Here is a 16,718-nt window from a genome sequence, read left to right as displayed (position 1 = left end):
TGCGATGTCGGGGTATGGCACCTACACGCGGTAGTATGGGACGGCAGAAAAATTACGTCCCTGCGAAAGAGGAGTTGCAAGGCCCGTGTCTGAAGACAAGCCCGGATATAAGCGCGTCATGCTCAAGCTCGGCGGCGAGATGTTCGGGGGTGGGCGAGTAGGCATCGACCCCGACGTGGTGGAGAACGTCGCTGAGCAAATCGCGGATGTTGCCCGTAAGGGAGCGGAGATTGCCGTCGTGATTGGCGGAGGAAACTTCTTCCGAGGCGCCCAGCTTCAGCAGCGTGGCATGGATCGAGCACGTTCGGATTACATGGGCATGCTGGGAACGGTCATGAACGCTTTGGCCCTGCAGGACTTCCTGCAGCAGAAGGGCGTTGATTGCCGAGTACAGACCTCGATCAACATGGCGCAGATCGCTGAACCCTACCTGCCGCTGCGTGCGGACCGTCACCTGGAGAAGGGGCGCGTCGTCATCTTCGGCGCCGGTATGGGTATGCCGTACTTCTCTACGGACACGACCGCCGCGCAACGTGCTCTGGAGATCGGCTGCGACGTCCTGTTCCTGGCCAAGGCTGTTGATGGAGTGTATGACTCCGACCCCAAGGTCAATGAAAACGCCCAGCGCTTCGATCGCATTACTCCGCGCGAGGTCATTGAGAAGAACCTCAAGGTCGCAGACGCCACCGCGTTTAGCCTGTGCATGGACAATGACATGCCGATCCTGGTCTTCAACCTGTTGACTGAGGGAAACATCGCGCGTGCGGTAGCCGGCGAGCAAATCGGCACGCTGGTCAAGTCCTAGGCCTAAGCTGCTACATTCATCGCAAGCCTTATTTACCCCCTAAAGGAGCACCCCACAATGATCGCCGAGATTCTCGAAGACGCCAAGCTGCACATGGACTCCTCTGTGGAGCACACCCGCGAAGAGCTGGTGACCATCCGTACCGGACGCGCTAACCCGAACATGTTCAACGGCCTGGTTGCCGAGTTCTACGGCCAGCTGACTCCGGTTCCGCAGATGGCGACCATCTCCACTCCGGAGCCGCGCATGATGATCATCAAGCCGTACGACCCCTCGTCGATGGATGCGATCGAGAATGCGATCCGCAACTCCGACCTCGGTGTCAACCCGACTAACGATGGTCAGGTACTGCGCGTGACCATCCCGCAGCTGACCGAGGAGCGTCGTAAGGAAATGGTCAAGCTGGCCAAGTCCAAGGGCGAGGACGGCAAGATTGCTATTCGTAACATTCGCCGTAAGGGAATGGACCAGCTGAAGAAGCTGCAGAAGGATGGCGACGCAGGCGAGGACGAGGTCAAGGCAGCCGAGGGCGAGCTGGACAAGATCACCGGCACCTTCGTTTCCAAGGTGGACGATGTCGTGGCCGCCAAGGAGAAGGAGCTGATGGAGGTTTAAGCCTCTGCTCCTTGCCACTTTTTCGCACTGACCAATTCACTTCGACCGAAAGGGAGCCTGATGGGGCTAACAAACGATGCGCACGACTCGGTAGTCGGGCGCATTGGACCCATCATCCAGGTCGATAGGCTCAAGCCCAAGAACTCCGCTGGCAGAGACCTGCCCACGGCAATCGGCGTGGCGCTCGGACTGGGCGCGTTGGTCATCCTCTCCATCATCGTGGGCCCGATAGCGTGGTACCCGCTCGTCTCTCTGGCTATCGGCCTGGCCATGTGGGAGGTCATCACCCGGCTGCGCGAGCGCAGCTATATCATGCCCCGCACCATCATGATTTTGGGCGGGCAGGCCATTATCTGGGCCTCCTGGCCTCTGGGGCCAGCAGGCGCACTGGGAGCGTTCTCGGCGCTCGTGCTGCTGATTATGTTCGGCCGGCTCTTCCACCACGGTCGGCAGCGAGCACCGGTCAACTATCTGCGCGATACCGCCATTGCCATTTTTGTCCTGGCTTGGGTGCCACTGTTCGGTGCTTTTGCGGCCATGATTTCGGGGCTATCCGATCTCGGCGTTCCCGGCAGCCTATTCATATTCACGTTCATGATTTGCGTGGTTGCCTCGGATACCGGCGGCTACGTGGCGGGCGTGATGTTTGGGTCTCGTCCGATGGCGCCCGCGATTAGTCCCAAGAAGTCGTGGGAGGGATTCGCCGGCTCCATGATTGCCGGCCTTGTCGCCGGTGTGCTCTGTGTAGTGTTCCTGCTTGGCGGGCACTGGTGGATCGGGCTCATTCTCGGAGCTGGCATGGTGCTGTGCGCCACGCTGGGGGATTTGGTCGAGTCCCAATTCAAACGCGAGATCGGCATCAAGGACATGTCGGGGTTCCTGCCGGGGCACGGCGGAGTCATGGACCGGTTGGACGGCATGCTGCCGTCGGCCGCCATGACCTGGCTAGTGTTAGGTGTACTAGCTAGCTAGTAGGGTAGGGGGCGATGAATCAGCCAGCACGCTTGCAGTTCACGCCGAACCGCCCGACCATGCCTCCCACCCACTTCGCCGATCTCACGCCTGAGCAGCGGATCGCAGCGTTGGGGGAGCTGGGGTTGCCCAAGTTCCGCGCCGACCAGATCGCCCGCCATTACTTTGGTCGCTTCGAGGCCGATACCTCGACGATGACCGACCTGCCCCAGGCCAAGCGTGCCGAGGTGGCAGAAAAGCTCTTCCCCGAGCTTATGCATCCGCTGCGTCAGCACGAGACTGACGACGGGCAGACCACCAAATCGCTGTGGAAGCTTCACGACGGCACCCTGCTGGAGTCCGTCCTCATGCGCTACCCAGACCGCGCCACGCTCTGCATTTCCTCGCAGGCTGGTTGCGGCATGAACTGCCCTTTCTGTGCGACTGGTCAGGGTGGATTGGATCGCAACCTGACCACCGGGGAGATTGTCGACCAAGTACGCGCAGCTGCTGCCATGATGGCCGCAGAGGACTCTCGCCTGTCCAACATCGTGTTCATGGGCATGGGTGAGCCCCTGGCGAACTACAAGCGCGTCGTCTCAGCGGTCCGCCAGATTACTGAGCCATCGCCGAAGGGCTTTGGCATCTCGCAGCGCAACGTCACCGTGTCCACGGTGGGCCTAGCACCCGCTATCCGCAAGCTGGCGGATGAGGATATGTCAGTCACGCTCGCGGTGTCCCTGCACACCCCGGACGACGAACTCCGAGATACGCTCGTGCCCATCAACACTCGGTACTCCGTGGACGAGGTGCTTGATGCAGCTCGGTACTATGCCGACAAGTCAGGGCGCCGAGTCTCCATTGAGTACGCACTCATTCGCGATATCAATGATCACGACTTCCGTGCGGACATGCTGGGACGCAAGCTCCACCAAGCTCTGGGCCCAAAGGTGCACGTCAATCTCATCCCGTTGAACCCCACTCCGGGTTCCAAGTGGGATGCCTCGCCAAAGGCGCGGCAGGATGAGTTCGTCCGCCGAGTCCGGGCGCAGGGTGTGACCTGTACTGTCCGTGACACCAAGGGGCAGGAGATTGCTGCAGCGTGTGGCCAGCTGGCCGCGGAAGAGCGTTAGAAAGTCACTCCCAAAGATGTAGTTAGAATCACCACCTTAACCAGAAACTGAGCTTAAGCTGTCCATAGACTGAAACTTGGCTTGGTTCTGGTTAAAGGAGATTCTGCATGGCTCGGCTGGGACTTCCTTCATTAGTCCTCGTAACCACATTTTCACTGTTCGCTGGTGCGCCTGTGGCTGCTGCATCTCCCGTACCACGAGCGGAACATGGGGTTCTCCCGGCGCCAGCGAACGCGCAAATCTCGTTCCACCACACGCCCACTGGTTATCAAGTAGGAACGGCCAATCAGCATGAGTCGCGTCCGGGGCTTTCGATTGTGAAGATGTACATCGCTGATTTCGTTTTTCGGGTCGGTAGCCCAGAAGATGTCGCCGCGGCAGCAACAATGCTTCGAAATTCCGACGACCGTATCGCGACCGACCTATACAGGAAATACCCGGCTTCCATAACCGACACAGCTTCTAGATACGGGCTCACAGACACTAAGAGTGCGCCTCATTGGGGTAACTCGACGACCTCAACGTACGATTCAGTGAAATTTTTGGAAGCAAAGAAACGAGAGAACCCCGGCGATCTGGTGCTCATTAACCTGGCTCAGGCCAGCCCACGCGCAGCCGACGGGTATCGGCAGGATTTTGGAACCGCACACTTGCCAGGGGTGATCGGTACAAAGTTCGGGTGGTCCGATGACCATCGCTCGTATCACGCGACCGCATCCTATGGCGTCGACTTCTCCGTGGCGGCTCAGATCAATGGAACGGCTGATCAGTTAACGGAAACCGCCCATGGGGCCTTTGAAACGGGAGCTGCTCCATCGCCCTTGCCCTTGGTTCCATTTGGGGCAGATGGAATGTGGGAGCCCATTCATGGTCTAGCGCAGGGCTTTGACGACGCTCTTCAGCAGGCGGGGTCGTCGGAGGTTTTTAGCGCGACCGATGCGGCTGAGGGCGCCCGTCGTGATGTGGAATCGGGGTTACTTCAATTGTCCAGCATGCTGCCGCCTCAGTAACTCGTACTAGATTCGCGGGTTGCGCTGGGCATAAGAAAGGACCCGGTTCCCCATGTGTGTTGGGGCCGGGTCCTGGTGATCTGCTCGCGTGAAGAGCAGGAAGAATTTAACCCTTGGTGACCGCAGTCGAACCGGTGGTGGCTCCAGAGCGCAGGTGAGCCACGCGGGACGGCTCAATGTTCAGGGCGCGCAGGTTGGAGTCGCTGAGCTCGGCGTAGGGGCCCGAGAGGGTCTTCTGCAGGTAAGCCCAGTCCGGCTCCTGGTGGCCCTGCGGCTTGTTGTGTCCGGTCAGGGTGCGCACCTGGGACAGCTTCGGCTCAAATGCGTGCAGGATCAGGCCAAGGGCGATCACGGCGGCCAGGGAGAACAGCCAGATCGTCTCCACGTGTCCGCTGTGGTTACCAAAGTTGAACATCAGCAGAACGAAGACGCTGAACCAACCGGCCAGCTGGACGGTAGTGCGGCTGACCGCACTGTAACCGAAGGCTGCGGACGGGACATCGCGGGTGGATACCCCGTTGTGGACCTCGTACGCCTTCTCTGAATGGGACGCAGCCATGATGTTCTCCTTTAACACACGACAAATCGGCGCGATATAACTCGCGACTATTCTTCCACACTTAGTGTCGGGGCGCGACGAGGCACCCCCTAAAAGGCATGACACAATAGCCGTTGTGACTGATACTCAACGCCGCGTCATTGTTCTCGGATCTACTGGCTCCATCGGCATTCAGGCTTTGGACATCCTGCGTCGAAATCCCCAGCGCTTCCAGCTGGTGGGTATTGCTGCAGCGGGTTCTGATCCCGCTACGGTGGTTGCCCAGGCCCAAGAATTTGGCTTGTCACCCAGCCAGGTCGCGGTTTCTCGGGAAGACAGCGCACGCGAAATTAGCGAGCAACTGGGGGGTAAAGTTCTACGCGAGCCGCACGAGCTGGTCCAGTCCCAGGACAGCGATGTGGTCCTGAACGCGCTGGTTGGATCCATGGGGCTGCGATCTACTGTGGCCACGATCGAGTCTGGCCGCCGTCTCGCGCTGGCCAACAAGGAGTCGCTGGTCGCTGGCGGTACCTGGGTGACCAAGCAGGCGGCCGAGGGACAAATCATTCCGGTCGACTCCGAGCATTCCGCCATGGCGCAATGCCTGCGTGCGGGCACGACGGCAGAGCTCGACCGACTCGTGCTCACCGCCTCGGGCGGGCCATTCCGCGGCTGGACCCGCGAGCAGATGCGCGATGTCACGCCCGAGCAGGCCGCCGCCCACCCCACGTGGTCGATGGGGCAGATGAACACGCTTAATAGCGCCACCTTGATCAACAAGGGACTGGAGCTGATTGAGGCGACGTTGCTTTTCGACGTTCCCGCAGACCGCATTGACGTCACCGTCCACCCCCAGTCGATCGTCCACTCCATGGCAACCTTTAAGGATGGGGCGACCATCGCACAGGCCTCGCCACCGTCCATGCTGCTCCCGATTGCCCATGCATTGGCCTGGCCCGAGCGCGTCGATGGCGCACAGCACGCCCTGGACTTCACCGCGGCCTCGCAGTGGGAGTTCGAACCGGTGGACAATGAGGCGTTCCCGGCCATCGAGCTGGCTCGTCACGTTGCTAGTCACGGGGCCACCCTGCCAGCCGTGTACAACGCAGCTAACGAGGAGGCTGCCGAGGCGTTCCTCCACAAGCGCATCCCGTTTACCTCGATCGTCGACATCGTCGCCGAGGTCGTTTCCCAGGCGGACGGATACGCGGTGGAGTGCTCGAGCATCGAGGCGATTCAGGACGTCGAGAAGCAGGCGCGGGAGCAAGCACGGACGCTGATTTCGAGAGAGACTCGCTAAGCAATGGCATACCTGGCAGGAATGATCCTGTTCGCCGTCGGCATCGCCGTCACCATCGCGCTGCACGAGGCGGGCCACATGTTGGCAGCGCGTGCCTTTGGCATGCGCGTGCGACGCTACTTCATTGGTTTCGGGCCGACGGTGGTGTCCAAGAAGGTGGGGCAGACCGAGTACGGAGTGGCAGCGCTACCTTTTGGCGGGTTCTGCGAGATCGCGGGTATGACGGCCCAGGATGAGGTCACGCCCGAGGAAGCTCCCCACGCGATGGTCAATAAGCCCTGGTGGCAGCGTGTGGTGGTGCTCGCCGGCGGCATCATCGTTAACCTTCTGCTGGGGTTGGCAGTCATCTATGGCGTCGCATTGACCTCGGGTCTGCCCAATCCGCATGCCGATACGACCCCGGTGGTGGGAGAGGTCCTTCCGGGTGGCACAGCGCAGGCGGCTGGGATCGAGGTTGGGGACCGGATTACGGCGGTCGATGGGCAGCGCGTGGCGACGTTCCCACAGCTGGCGCAGGTGATTAGTCAGAAGCCCGGCCAGCAGGTGACCCTTACCGTAGATGGCGCACCCGTTTCGGTCACGGTGGGGCCGCAAGGCACTGTCGGGGTGGTTAGCGCGCCAATCAAGGACGCCGTCAAGAAATACGGCCCGGTCGAGGGGATTTCTGCAACCGCAGAATTTGCCGGCCGAGGACTGAGCCAAACAGTTAAAGGCCTAGCAAGCCTTCCTGCGAAGGTTCCCGGCGTCGTTGCCTCTATCTTCGGTGCTGAGCGCGCCGATGACTCGCCAATGAGCGTGGTGGGCGCCTCGCGGGTCGGGGGAGAGCTAGCGTCCCACTCCATCTGGGACGGGTTCTGGCTCATGCTGGCCTCGTTGAACTTCTTCCTTGCCTTGTTCAACCTCATTCCGCTCCCACCGCTGGACGGCGGGCACATCGCCGTCGTCCTGTACGAGAAGCTGACCCGGCGGCGCACCCCCGTCGACTACACCAAGCTGATGCCGATTACCTATGTGGCAGCGGGCCTGATGTTGGGCCTGGGGTTAGTGACCATAGTGGCTGATGTGGTCAATCCCGTGCAGCTATTCAACTGATAGCATGAGTGCCAACAACCCGGCTTAAGCTGCCGTAATTTGCGAGGAGAGCACATGGCAACCGCTATTGGACTTGGACTGCCCGACGGACCCGCACCGACGTTGGCACCACGCCGCAAGACCCGCCAGCTGATGGTGGGAAACGTCGGCGTGGGATCCGACCACCAGGTGTCCGTGCAGTCGATGACGAATACCAAGACGCACGACATCAACAGCACTCTGCAGCAGATCGCCCAGCTGACCACCGCGGGCTGCGACATGGTGCGTGTGGCAGTGCCGAAGCCGATCGACGCCGAGGCGCTGCCAGCGATCGCTAAGAAGTCTCCGATCCCGGTGATCGCGGACATTCACTTCCAGCCGAAGTACATCTTCGCCGCCATCGATGCCGGGTGCGCCGCCGTGCGCGTGAACCCGGGCAACATCAAGGAGTTCGACGGTCGCGTGGGCGAGGTGGCCAAGGCCGCCGGAGAGGCGGGAATCCCCATCCGTATTGGTGTTAACGGCGGATCCTTGGACAAGCGCATCCTGGAGAAGTACCACGGCAAGGCCACCCCGGAAGCCCTGGTGGAGTCGGCACTGTGGGAGGCCTCCCTCTTTGAGGAGCACGGCTACGGAGACATCGCAATCTCTGTGAAGCACTCCGATCCGGTGCTTATGGTGCAGGCCTACCGCCTTCTGGCCGAGCAGTGCGACTACCCGCTGCACCTCGGTGTGACCGAGGCCGGCACCAAATTCGCGGGCACCATCAAGTCCACGGCCGCATTCTCGGCGCTGCTGTCCCAGGGCATCGGCGACACCATTCGCGTGTCCCTTTCGGCCGATCCGGTCGAGGAAATCAAGGTAGGCGACCAGATGCTGCAGGCACTCAACTTGCGTGACCGCGGCTTTGAGATCGTTTCTTGCCCGTCCTGTGGTCGCGCGCAGGTTGACGTGTACAAGCTTGCCGACGAGGTCACTGCCGCCTTCGAAGGAATGGACTACCCGCTGCGCGTCGCCGTCATGGGCTGCGTGGTCAACGGCCCGGGCGAGGCGCGCGATGCAGACCTCGGCGTAGCATCCGGCAATGGCAAGGGCCAGATCTTTGTTAAGGGTGAAGTGATCAAGACTGTTCCCGAATCGAAGATCGTGGAGACCCTGATCGAAGAGGCTGAGCGCATCGTGGAGGAGCAGGGCCTCAGCGAGTCGGGCGCCAAGGCCGAGGTTAAGGTCACCCGCTAAAAGCTCGACGAGCCTCCCGCTCCGGAGAAACCGGAGGAGAAGGAGGTGTTGGTCGAGCTGGACTGCGACGACGCCACGTGGGTGGCGTGCCAGTTGGACATGGAGACGTAGGGCACGAAGCCATTGATTCCGTAGCCCGGTCGGTAGTCCGGCGAGGTCAACCCGGGCGCCTCGGGCGCGCCCTTGGCGTCGGAGAACTTGCGTTCCTGTACCGCCGTGAGCGCGCGTTGGTAGTCCTTGAGAATGTCGACGTAGCGCTCCACAAAGTCATCCGAGGCGGTGTCGAGTGCCGCCAACTCCTTGCGTACTGCATCGAGGTGGACATAGGCCGGATCGCTGGCGTCGTCGAGCTTGAGCTGAGCTTCGGCTGCGTCTTCATCCATGGCCCGGACTTGTGCTGCGCGGGCGGGCTCGTCGCCGTTTTCCAGGGCGAAGATCGTCTCGATGTTGTCCTCGGCCGTCGTCGTATCCTCCATCGTTTCGGCAGCCTCGCGCAGCTGTTTAGCGGCCTTGAGGAACTCCTTGTCGCTGGATGCCGCGGTCACAGGCAACGAGTCGACGGTGGAGTTCAACGCCAGGAAGCGATCCCGGACCTCTTCCCACTGTTGGCGGAGGGTTGCGTCGACAAGCGCAGAAGAGAGTGAGTGCGCTCGGATGTCCAGGGAATCCAGGCGCGAGGCCACCGAGGTGTATTCGGTGACCAGGGCGTGATGGTCCTCGCGGGCTTGGGCGATGCGCTTGCGGCGGGAGTTGCGGGTGGCGATCACCCCACCCACGCCGGCGGCCGCGAATCCAGCTCCGGCGGCACCGGAGCCGACCGCGCCGATGGTGTAGTCCTCGCGGGCGGAGTCGTAGAGGCCTTCGGTATTGATGGCCTCACGCAGGCCGGCCTGCAGACCGGCGGGGATGTTGCCGTCTTTGACTCCGGGCTTGATGGCCTCCAGGGTCTCGTCGAGGTGGTCGCTCTCCTTGAGATCGAGCGCTGCGGCAACGTCGTCGCCCGCGCCGACGAAGGACTGCCGGGGATCCAGGCCCACGCCGACGATGAGCACGCCGTCGGCATAAGAGTCCTGGCCGATGGTGTTCGGGACCTCGGCGCGCAGGTACTCCTCGAGGGTGTCCTTGACGTTCTCGCGGTTGTGCGCGAAGACGACGTAATGGACTTCTTTGATCACGTCCGGGGTGACGATCTCCTGCTCGAGGCGCTGCTCGTCGCCAGGGGAGAGGACGTCTTGGGGATCGTGGATGGTCTGGGCGGGCGCGGCTGTGGTGACTTGAAACTCCGCGTGCTGGGGAGGATCGATGGTTTCTAGGTACGTTCCGGCCGCTGCTGCGCCGCCGAGGAGACCTGCTGCCGCCACCGCGAGAATAGACTTCATAGGACTAGATACTATCGTGGGTGATTATGACTCGAGGATTGCTGACACCTGGCCAACCCACCCCGCGCCTGCCCATCCCGGAGAGCATCGAGCGCCCAGAGTACGTGTGGAAGGACACCGTGCAGGAGGCCGTGGGTGAGCCCTTCGTGCAAACCCCCGAGACCATCGAGGCGATGCGTGAGGCCAGCAAGATCGCTGCCGGTGCTTTGCAGGCCGCCGGCGAGGCCGTGGCCCCCGGAAAGACCACCTCTGAGATCGACCAGATCGCGCACGAGTACATCGTCGACCACGGCGCCTACCCCTCGTGCGTGGGCTACCGCGGGTTCACTAAGGCGTCGTGCATCTCGCTCAACGAGATCGTCTGCCACGGCATCCCGGACAGCACGGTGATCCAGGACGGCGACATCGTCAACATTGACGTCACCGCGTACAAGAACGGCGTGCACGGCGACACCAATGCGACGTTCTTGGCTGGCGACGTTTCGGAGGAGCACCGCCTGCTGGTCGAGCGCACCAAGGAAGCCACCATGCGCGGAATTCGCGCGGCCAAGGCGGGGCGCAAGATCAACGTGATCGGGCGCGTCATCGAGTCCTACGCCAAGCGCTTTGGGTACACGGTGGTGGAGGACTTCACCGGCCACGGCATCGGCACCACCTTCCACAACGGGCTGGTGGTGCTCCACTACGACTCGGACAACTACACCGAAGAGCTCGTGCCCGGCATGACGCTGACGGTCGAGCCGATGATCAACTTGGGCGAGCTGCCGTACCGCATCTGGGATGACGGCTGGACGGTGCAGAACCTGGACGGCAAGTACACCGCCCAGTTCGAGCACACCATCCTCATCACCGAGGACGGGCCAGAGATCCTGACCCTGGCCGACTAGAACTCGAGCCCGAGGACGGCGTTCTCAATCACCTCGGGCAACGCCGGGTGGATCCAGTACTGGGAGCGGGCGAAGGTGCGCATATCCAGCTGGTAGACCATCGCGGTGATCAGCTGCTGGATCAGGGTGGAGGCCTGCGCACCCATGAGGTGTGCGCCGAGCAGCTGCCCGGTGGCCTTGTCTGCCACGAGCTTGACGATGCCCTCGGAATCCTCCATGGCCCAGCCGTAGGCGACGTCGCCGTAGGCCTGGACCTTCACAGTGACGTCGTAGCCCTGCTCGCGGGCCTGGGCCTCGGTCAGGCCGACGGTGGCAATCTGCGGGTGAGTAAAGATCGCGGAGGGCACGTGCTCGTGCGGCATCGGGCGCATGTCCTCGGGGTGCAGCAGGTTGTGCGCCACGGCGCGCTGCTCGGCGTTGGCTACGTGCTTGAGCTGGTAGGGCGAGGAGACATCGCCGAGTGCCCAGACACCCTCGGCGGTGGTACGCCCGAACTCGTCGACCTTGATGCGCCCGTCCTCGTGCAGGGCGATTCCGGCCTTATCAACGTCCAGCTGGTCGCCATTGGGGCGGCGGCCGGTGGCGACCAAGAGAGCGTCGGCGGTGACGACGGAGTCGTCGTCAAGCGTGAGCGTGACGCCAGACGCGTCGCTGGTGGCGGAGGCGACGGTGCGACCGATGCGGGCGTCGAAACGCTGCTGATTGATCTCGTTGAAGCGGCGAGACAGATCCTCGTCAAGGTTGCGCAGAAGCGGGGAACGATTGATCACCGTGACCTTGGTGCCCAGGGAGCTAAAGACATGGGCGAACTCCATGGCGATGAACCCGCCGCCGACGATCACCAGAGACTCCGGCTGCTTGTCCAACCGCATGATGTCCTCGTTGGTGTGATACGGGACGCCGGACTCCGCAATGACTGGCGGGATGCTGGGGCGGGCGCCGGCGGCGATGACGATGCGATCGCCGGTAATCGTGTCAGAGCCGACCTGTAGGGTTCGCTCGCCGACGAATCGGGCGTGGTCTGCGTACACGTCGATGTTGGGGGTCTCTGGGCCGCGTCGGTAGGCCTCTCCGCCCTCAGCAATCTTGTCGATGCGCTGCTCAAAAACGCGCGAGACGATCGCCTGCCAGTCGGCGCCATGGTAGGAAGTCTCGATGTTCAAACGCTGCGAATCCTGCGCCTCAAAAGCGCGGTCGGCGGCGTACACGTACATCTTCGTGGGGATACATCCCACATTGAGGCAAGTACCGCCAAAGGCGCCCTTTTCCACGATGGCGATCTTCTGATCGGCGAACTCCTCACTCGGGATTGAGTTGCCCGAGCCGGTGCCGATAATGATGAGGTCGTAGTGCTGCGTCATGCTGCTATTCAACACCGGTTCCTCGCCGATCATTCCCTCCAACCGGGCATTATTCGTCCAGGAAGCTCACCGTGGCGTCCAGGGCCTGTCGCAAGGCGTATTCGGTGGACAAGAAGACGTCGTGACGCGCTCCGTCGATGCGCACGATCTGAGAGTCTGCAGAGAGTGTGGGCGCCCACCGCCAGATCTGCTCGACGTCCAGCACCACATCGGCGGTATCTGCTGCGGCGGAGTAGGGCTTTCCCAGGTAAGAACGCGAGGAGGTCAGCGTAAGCAGGGGCACGCCCACATCAACCTGGCCCTGGTGGACCTGGTGTTGCGCACGCAAGACAGCGCGCAGCCAGCCGATCGTCTTGGCATGGCCCCCGGTGGGTTTAAGCGCGCGATCAAAGTCCCAATCCTTTAAGGACTCGCCATAGGTAGACAAGCCACCACCGGGGATCTCTAAGCCAGGCCAGCGCTTGCCCAGCGCGGAGGTGAGCACCTTGGCAGCTGCCACGACGGGAGCGGGATACATCATGTCCAGCCAAGGAGAGTTGAGCACGGCTTTGCCAATTGCTGGGTGCGGGTGCTGGTTGAGCCACAGTGCCGCGATCAAGCCACCGGTGGAATGAGCGAGCGGAGTGATCTCGTCGTGACTCTGGCTCATCACCTCGACCGCCAGGTTGAGCTCCTGGAAGTACCGGGTGAAATCCTCGGAGTAGTGCCACCGCTGCCCGGCACGGCGTGAACGACCGCACTTGCGCAGGTCAATCCCGTACAGGCTATAACCGGCCTTGTCCAACTCACGGGCGACGTGGTCGTGGAAGAAGTAGTCGGTCATGCCCGGGATCCACAGCACGGCCTTACGATGATGCACGGAGGGGGTATAGCGCACCAAAGTGGCGTAAATGTCACCCTCACCCTCTGGGTCTTTCCCTAATTCGAGGGTAAGCGCCCCAAAGTCGGGGCCCAGGATATCAGGGTGAAAGTCATGGGTATTCACGGTCTCCCACCATAGCGGGTGCTACCCCCGGTGTACGCTGATATGCCGTAGATCCACAGCTTCGTCGACGTCAAGAGGAATAGACAACAGTGACTGACAAGTCTTCGCAGGTTAAGGCGACCGACGAGGTCGATGTCGCCCTCGTGGGCGCGGGCATCATGTCCGCCACCCTTGGAGCCATGCTGCGCGAGCTCGAGCCCAGCTGGACTCAGATGATTTTTGAGCGTCTCGATGCCCCGGCACTCGAGTCCTCCTCCCCATGGAACAACGCTGGTACGGGACACTCTGCCCTGTGCGAGCTGAACTACACGCCGGAGAAGAACGGCAAGATCGACCTGTCCAAGGCCGTGAACATCAATGAGAAGTTCCAGGTCTCGCGGCAGTTCTGGTCCCACCAGGTAGACAACGGCGTGTTGGATGACCCGCGTGAGTTCATCAACCCGGTGCCTCATCTGTCGCTGGCCCAGGGCCAGACCCAGGTGGACTACCTACGCCGCCGCTACGAGGCGCTGCGCACCCAGACCCTTTTCCCAGGCATGGAGTTCGTTGACGATGCGGACAAGTTTGCCGAGCGCCTGCCCTTGATGTCTGAGGGCCGCGACTTTGGCAAGCAGAAGGTTGCCTACTCCGGCTTCAACACCGGCACGGACGTCAACTTTGGTGCCCTGACCCGCCAGTTCCTCACCGCTGCTCAGGCTGCCGGCACGGAGATCCGCTACGGCAACGAGGTTGTGGGCCTCAAGCGCGTGGGCACCAAGTGGAAGGTCACGTCCAAGAACCTGCACACCGGCGATCTCAGCTCGGTGACCGCACGCTTCGTCTTCGTGGGTGCCGGCGGATACGCCCTGGGTCTGCTGCGAAAGGCACGCGTCCCGGAGGTCAACGGCTACGCAGGCTTCCCGGTGTCTGGCCTGTGGCTGCGCTCCACCAACAAGGAGCTCATCGAGTCGCACAATGCCAAGGTCTACGGCATGGCACAGGTGGGAACCCCGCCGATGTCCACCCCGCACCTGGACACCCGCGTGATCGATGGTGAGCGCGGACTGCTCTTTGGCCCCTACGGCGGCTGGAGCCCGAAGTTCCTGAAGAAGGGCAGCATGCTGGACCTGTTCAAGTCCATCCGCCCGGATAACATCCCGTCCTACCTGGGCGTGGCCGTGACCGAGTTCAACCTGACCAAGTACCTCGTGCAGGAGGTGGCCAAGAACTTCGAGGCACGCGTCGAGGACCTCAAGACCTATGTGCCGTCCGCTCGCCCCGAGGACTGGGAGACCGTCATCGCCGGCCAGCGCGTTCAGGTGATCAAGCCCTCGGCAGCCCCGCGCTTTGGCACCCTCGAGTTCGGTACCGCGCTTGTTGACGGCTACGGCGGCTCCATCGCCGGTCTGCTTGGCGCATCCCCGGGTGCCTCCATCGCGCCGGCTGCGATGCTCGAGCTGCTCGAGCGCTGCTTCGGCGAGCGCATGATCGACTGGGGCCCGAAGCTCTACGAGATGATTCCGTCCTACGGAACGAAGCTTAACGACGATCCGAAGCTCTTCAACGAGCTCTGGGACTTCACCCAGAAGCGTCTGAAGCTCGAGCGCTAAGTTCCGCAGTAAGTAACAAAGGGGCCGAAGTCCTCCGCCACCGGGCCGGGGGCCGGCCCCTTCTGCGTGCTCACCGACTCGAGGAGATCTAGGTAGGGGCCGAGGTCTCCTTCACGCACTTGGCGCAGAGCTTTGTCCACCAGGTCGTTGCGTGGGTATAACCCACGGCTGGGTGCGACCTCGGGCACGACAGTCTCGTTGGCAATGCGCTCCAAGGTGGGGATGTCGATGAGCTCAACCAGCGTTTCAGCGAGGCGGAACATATTCCACTTCAGGATCAGCGGTTGGTTGCCAAAGCGATAACGCCCAGCTGTATCGATTGAGGAGTACACCGAGTCGGGGGAGTAGTCCTCGGTGAAGGCGCACGGACCGTAGTCGAGGGTCTCTCCGGTAATCGAGGTGTTGTCGGTGTTCATGACCCCGTGGACAAACCCAACGCGCATCCATTCCGTAACCGTAGCCACCTGGCTATCACGCACCGTTTCTAGGAACTGCGCGTAGCTCGCGCCCGGCTTTAGCCGCGCGATGTCGTAATCGCAGAGACGCTTCTCCAGCCCCATGGTCCGGGCGTATTGGTACGTGCCTACGCGCGTGAGCCCCCGGGCTACTCGCACGCCGATGCCTGCGGCTTCGGGGCCGTTTTCACGCACTACGGTTCGTCCGGTGGTCAGCACTGCGAGCGCGCGGGTGGTGGGCACTCCCAAGGCATGCATGGCCTCGCAGAAGAGGTATTCGCGCAGCATCGACGTTAAGGTTCCCCGGCCATCGCCACGGCGACTATACGGGGTGGGCCCGGTTCCCTTGGCGTGGAGGAAGTGGCCCTTTGTCTCTCCGATGAGGAGGGCACGGCCGTCGCCAAGCTGCGGATTGTACGAACCAAATTGATGGCCGGCATACCCCATAGCGACAGCCCGGGCTCCGTGTCCGGTGAGAAACTGCACACCCTCGGTAGATTGCAGCCAGTCGGGGTCAAGGCCCAGCTCTCGGGCAAGGGAATCGTTGAGCAGAATCAGGCGTGCGTCGGGATGCTCCTCTCCCTTGGCTTCGGTAGCCAGCTCGGGGAGGGTATCGGCGAATGTGTGCTCAAACATGACTTCTACACTAGGTGTATGGCGCGAGTGACATTGATTGGTGGAGGCCCAGGGGCCTGGGATCTGATCACCCTGCGTGGTGCCCGGGCGTTGGAGAATGCCGAGGTCATCCTCACCGACCACCTGGGGCCGACAGAAGCCCTGGAGGAGATCGTTGATACCTCTCAGAAGACCGTGATTGACGTGGCCAAGCTGCCCTATGGCAAGTCTGTGGCGCAGGACGAGATCAATCGACTAATGATCGAGCATGCGAAGGCCGGCAGGCGGGTGGCCCGCCTGAAAGGCGGCGACCCGTATGTGTTTGGCCGTGGGCATGAAGAAGTACTGGCGCTGGCGGAGGCCGGGGTGGAGTGCGAGGTTATTCCTGGAGTAACGAGTGCGATTAGCGTTCCGGCGGCGGCTGGTGTTCCGGTAACGCACCGAGGATTGACGCACTCATTCACTGTCGTGTCGGGGCATCTTCCTCCAGGCCATGAAAAGTCTCTCGTGGACTACGGTGCGCTAGCCCGAGTAGGTGGCACCATTGTGGTGATTATGGGGGTCAAGAACGTCGAGGCCATCACCCGCACCCTTATTGAAGAGGGGCTAGACCCGGCTACCCCCGCCATGGCGGTGAGTGAGGGAACGACCTCCAGGCAGTTACAGGTCAGGGCTACTGCGGAGACTCTCGCGGCGGAGATGGAGCGGGCGGGGGTGGGCTCGCCGGCTGTGTACATTCTGGGAAACGTCGCGCAATTTGCTAACTTTTCGTCATAGATCACACT

The 16,718-nt window shown here is 62.0% G+C and carries 16 protein-coding genes; 11 read left to right on the top strand and 5 right to left on the bottom strand.

What is annotated here, in order from left to right; translation table 11 throughout:
• Positions 1-118: 118 nt before the first annotated feature.
• From pyrH to FHE74_RS02720, 5 genes are all read left to right on the top strand, one after another.
• The gene (gene pyrH, locus FHE74_RS02740; protein ID WP_218973315.1) at positions 119-805 is read left to right on the top strand and encodes a UMP kinase; all 687 of its coding nucleotides are present in this window, start codon (positions 119-121) and stop codon (positions 803-805) included.
• 57 nt (positions 806-862) lie between these two features.
• Positions 863-1,420 carry a ribosome recycling factor gene (frr, locus tag FHE74_RS02735; protein ID WP_139464965.1) on the top strand — a complete coding sequence of 186 codons (558 nt, stop codon included), beginning with the start codon at positions 863-865 and terminating at the stop codon, positions 1,418-1,420.
• Between the two features lie 60 nt (positions 1,421-1,480).
• Positions 1,481-2,392 (top strand): phosphatidate cytidylyltransferase, encoded by a 912-nt coding sequence (locus FHE74_RS02730; protein ID WP_139464964.1) that lies wholly within the window; start codon positions 1,481-1,483, stop codon positions 2,390-2,392.
• Between the two features lie 14 nt (positions 2,393-2,406).
• A complete protein-coding gene (rlmN, locus tag FHE74_RS02725; protein ID WP_139464963.1) occupies positions 2,407-3,504 on the top strand; it encodes a dual-specificity RNA methyltransferase RlmN in 1,098 nt (365 codons plus the stop codon).
• Positions 3,505-3,821: 317 nt separating this feature from the next.
• Positions 3,822-4,514, top strand: coding sequence for a hypothetical protein (locus tag FHE74_RS02720; RefSeq protein ID WP_139464962.1), 693 nt, complete (start codon positions 3,822-3,824; stop codon positions 4,512-4,514).
• Positions 4,515-4,620: 106 nt separating this feature from the next.
• Here FHE74_RS02720 and FHE74_RS02715 read toward each other — a convergent pair whose 3' ends face one another.
• On the bottom strand, positions 4,621-5,073 hold the full coding sequence (locus FHE74_RS02715) for a DUF2631 domain-containing protein (RefSeq protein ID WP_139464961.1): 453 nt from the start codon (positions 5,071-5,073) through the stop codon (positions 4,621-4,623).
• A gap of 115 nt (positions 5,074-5,188) precedes the next feature.
• On the opposite strand from FHE74_RS02715, the gene dxr reads away from it, so the two are divergent.
• Genes dxr through ispG form a run of 3 tightly spaced genes read left to right on the top strand, consistent with a single transcriptional unit; the run spans position 5,189 to position 8,662 of the window.
• A complete protein-coding gene (dxr, locus tag FHE74_RS02710) occupies positions 5,189-6,352 on the top strand; it encodes a 1-deoxy-D-xylulose-5-phosphate reductoisomerase (RefSeq protein WP_139464960.1) in 1,164 nt (387 codons plus the stop codon).
• A 3-nt stretch (positions 6,353-6,355) separates the two neighbouring features.
• Positions 6,356-7,444: a M50 family metallopeptidase gene (locus tag FHE74_RS02705; RefSeq protein ID WP_246049162.1), complete on the top strand. Its 1,089-nt coding sequence runs from the start codon at positions 6,356-6,358 to the stop codon at positions 7,442-7,444.
• Positions 7,445-7,498: 54 nt separating this feature from the next.
• Positions 7,499-8,662 carry a flavodoxin-dependent (E)-4-hydroxy-3-methylbut-2-enyl-diphosphate synthase gene (gene ispG, locus FHE74_RS02700; RefSeq protein WP_139464958.1) on the top strand — a complete coding sequence of 388 codons (1,164 nt, stop codon included), beginning with the start codon at positions 7,499-7,501 and terminating at the stop codon, positions 8,660-8,662.
• Here ispG and FHE74_RS02695 read toward each other — a convergent pair.
• Positions 8,659-10,041, bottom strand: a complete 1,383-nt coding sequence (locus tag FHE74_RS02695; RefSeq protein WP_139464956.1) for a DUF5129 domain-containing protein — start codon at positions 10,039-10,041, stop codon at positions 8,659-8,661. The genes ispG and FHE74_RS02695 overlap by 4 nt on opposite strands.
• A 26-nt stretch (positions 10,042-10,067) precedes the next feature.
• On the opposite strand from FHE74_RS02695, the gene map reads away from it, so the two are divergent.
• Complete coding sequence (gene map, locus FHE74_RS02690) at positions 10,068-10,928, top strand: type I methionyl aminopeptidase (protein WP_139464955.1); 861 nt, start codon at positions 10,068-10,070, stop codon at positions 10,926-10,928.
• Here the strand turns inward: map and mtr are convergent.
• Positions 10,925-12,289, bottom strand: coding sequence for a mycothione reductase (gene mtr / locus FHE74_RS02685; RefSeq protein WP_139464953.1), 1,365 nt, complete (start codon positions 12,287-12,289; stop codon positions 10,925-10,927). The two genes, map and mtr, sit on opposite strands and share 4 nt — an antisense overlap.
• A 49-nt stretch (positions 12,290-12,338) precedes the next feature.
• On the bottom strand, positions 12,339-13,274 hold the full coding sequence (locus tag FHE74_RS02680) for an alpha/beta hydrolase (RefSeq protein ID WP_139464951.1): 936 nt from the start codon (positions 13,272-13,274) through the stop codon (positions 12,339-12,341).
• 89 nt (positions 13,275-13,363) lie between these two features.
• On the opposite strand from FHE74_RS02680, the gene mqo reads away from it, so the two are divergent.
• The gene (mqo, locus tag FHE74_RS02675) at positions 13,364-14,863 is read left to right on the top strand and encodes a malate dehydrogenase (quinone) (RefSeq protein WP_139464949.1); all 1,500 of its coding nucleotides are present in this window, start codon (positions 13,364-13,366) and stop codon (positions 14,861-14,863) included.
• On the opposite strand, the gene FHE74_RS02670 is transcribed toward mqo, so the two are convergent.
• Entirely contained in the window at positions 14,860-15,954 is a 1,095-nt protein-coding gene (locus tag FHE74_RS02670; RefSeq protein WP_139464948.1) for a protein adenylyltransferase SelO family protein, read from the bottom strand. The two genes, mqo and FHE74_RS02670, sit on opposite strands and share 4 nt — an antisense overlap.
• 18 nt (positions 15,955-15,972) lie before the next feature.
• On the opposite strand from FHE74_RS02670, the gene cobA reads away from it, so the two are divergent.
• Complete coding sequence (gene cobA, locus FHE74_RS02665; protein WP_139464946.1) at positions 15,973-16,710, top strand: uroporphyrinogen-III C-methyltransferase; 738 nt, start codon at positions 15,973-15,975, stop codon at positions 16,708-16,710.
• The last annotated feature ends 8 nt before the right edge of the window (positions 16,711-16,718 follow it).

Source organism: Corynebacterium tapiri (assembly GCF_006334925.1).
GTDB lineage: Bacteria > Actinomycetota > Actinomycetes > Mycobacteriales > Mycobacteriaceae > Corynebacterium > Corynebacterium tapiri.
The sequence above is the reverse complement of the archived record's forward strand: the minus strand, read 5'-3'. Positions and strand labels throughout refer to the sequence as shown.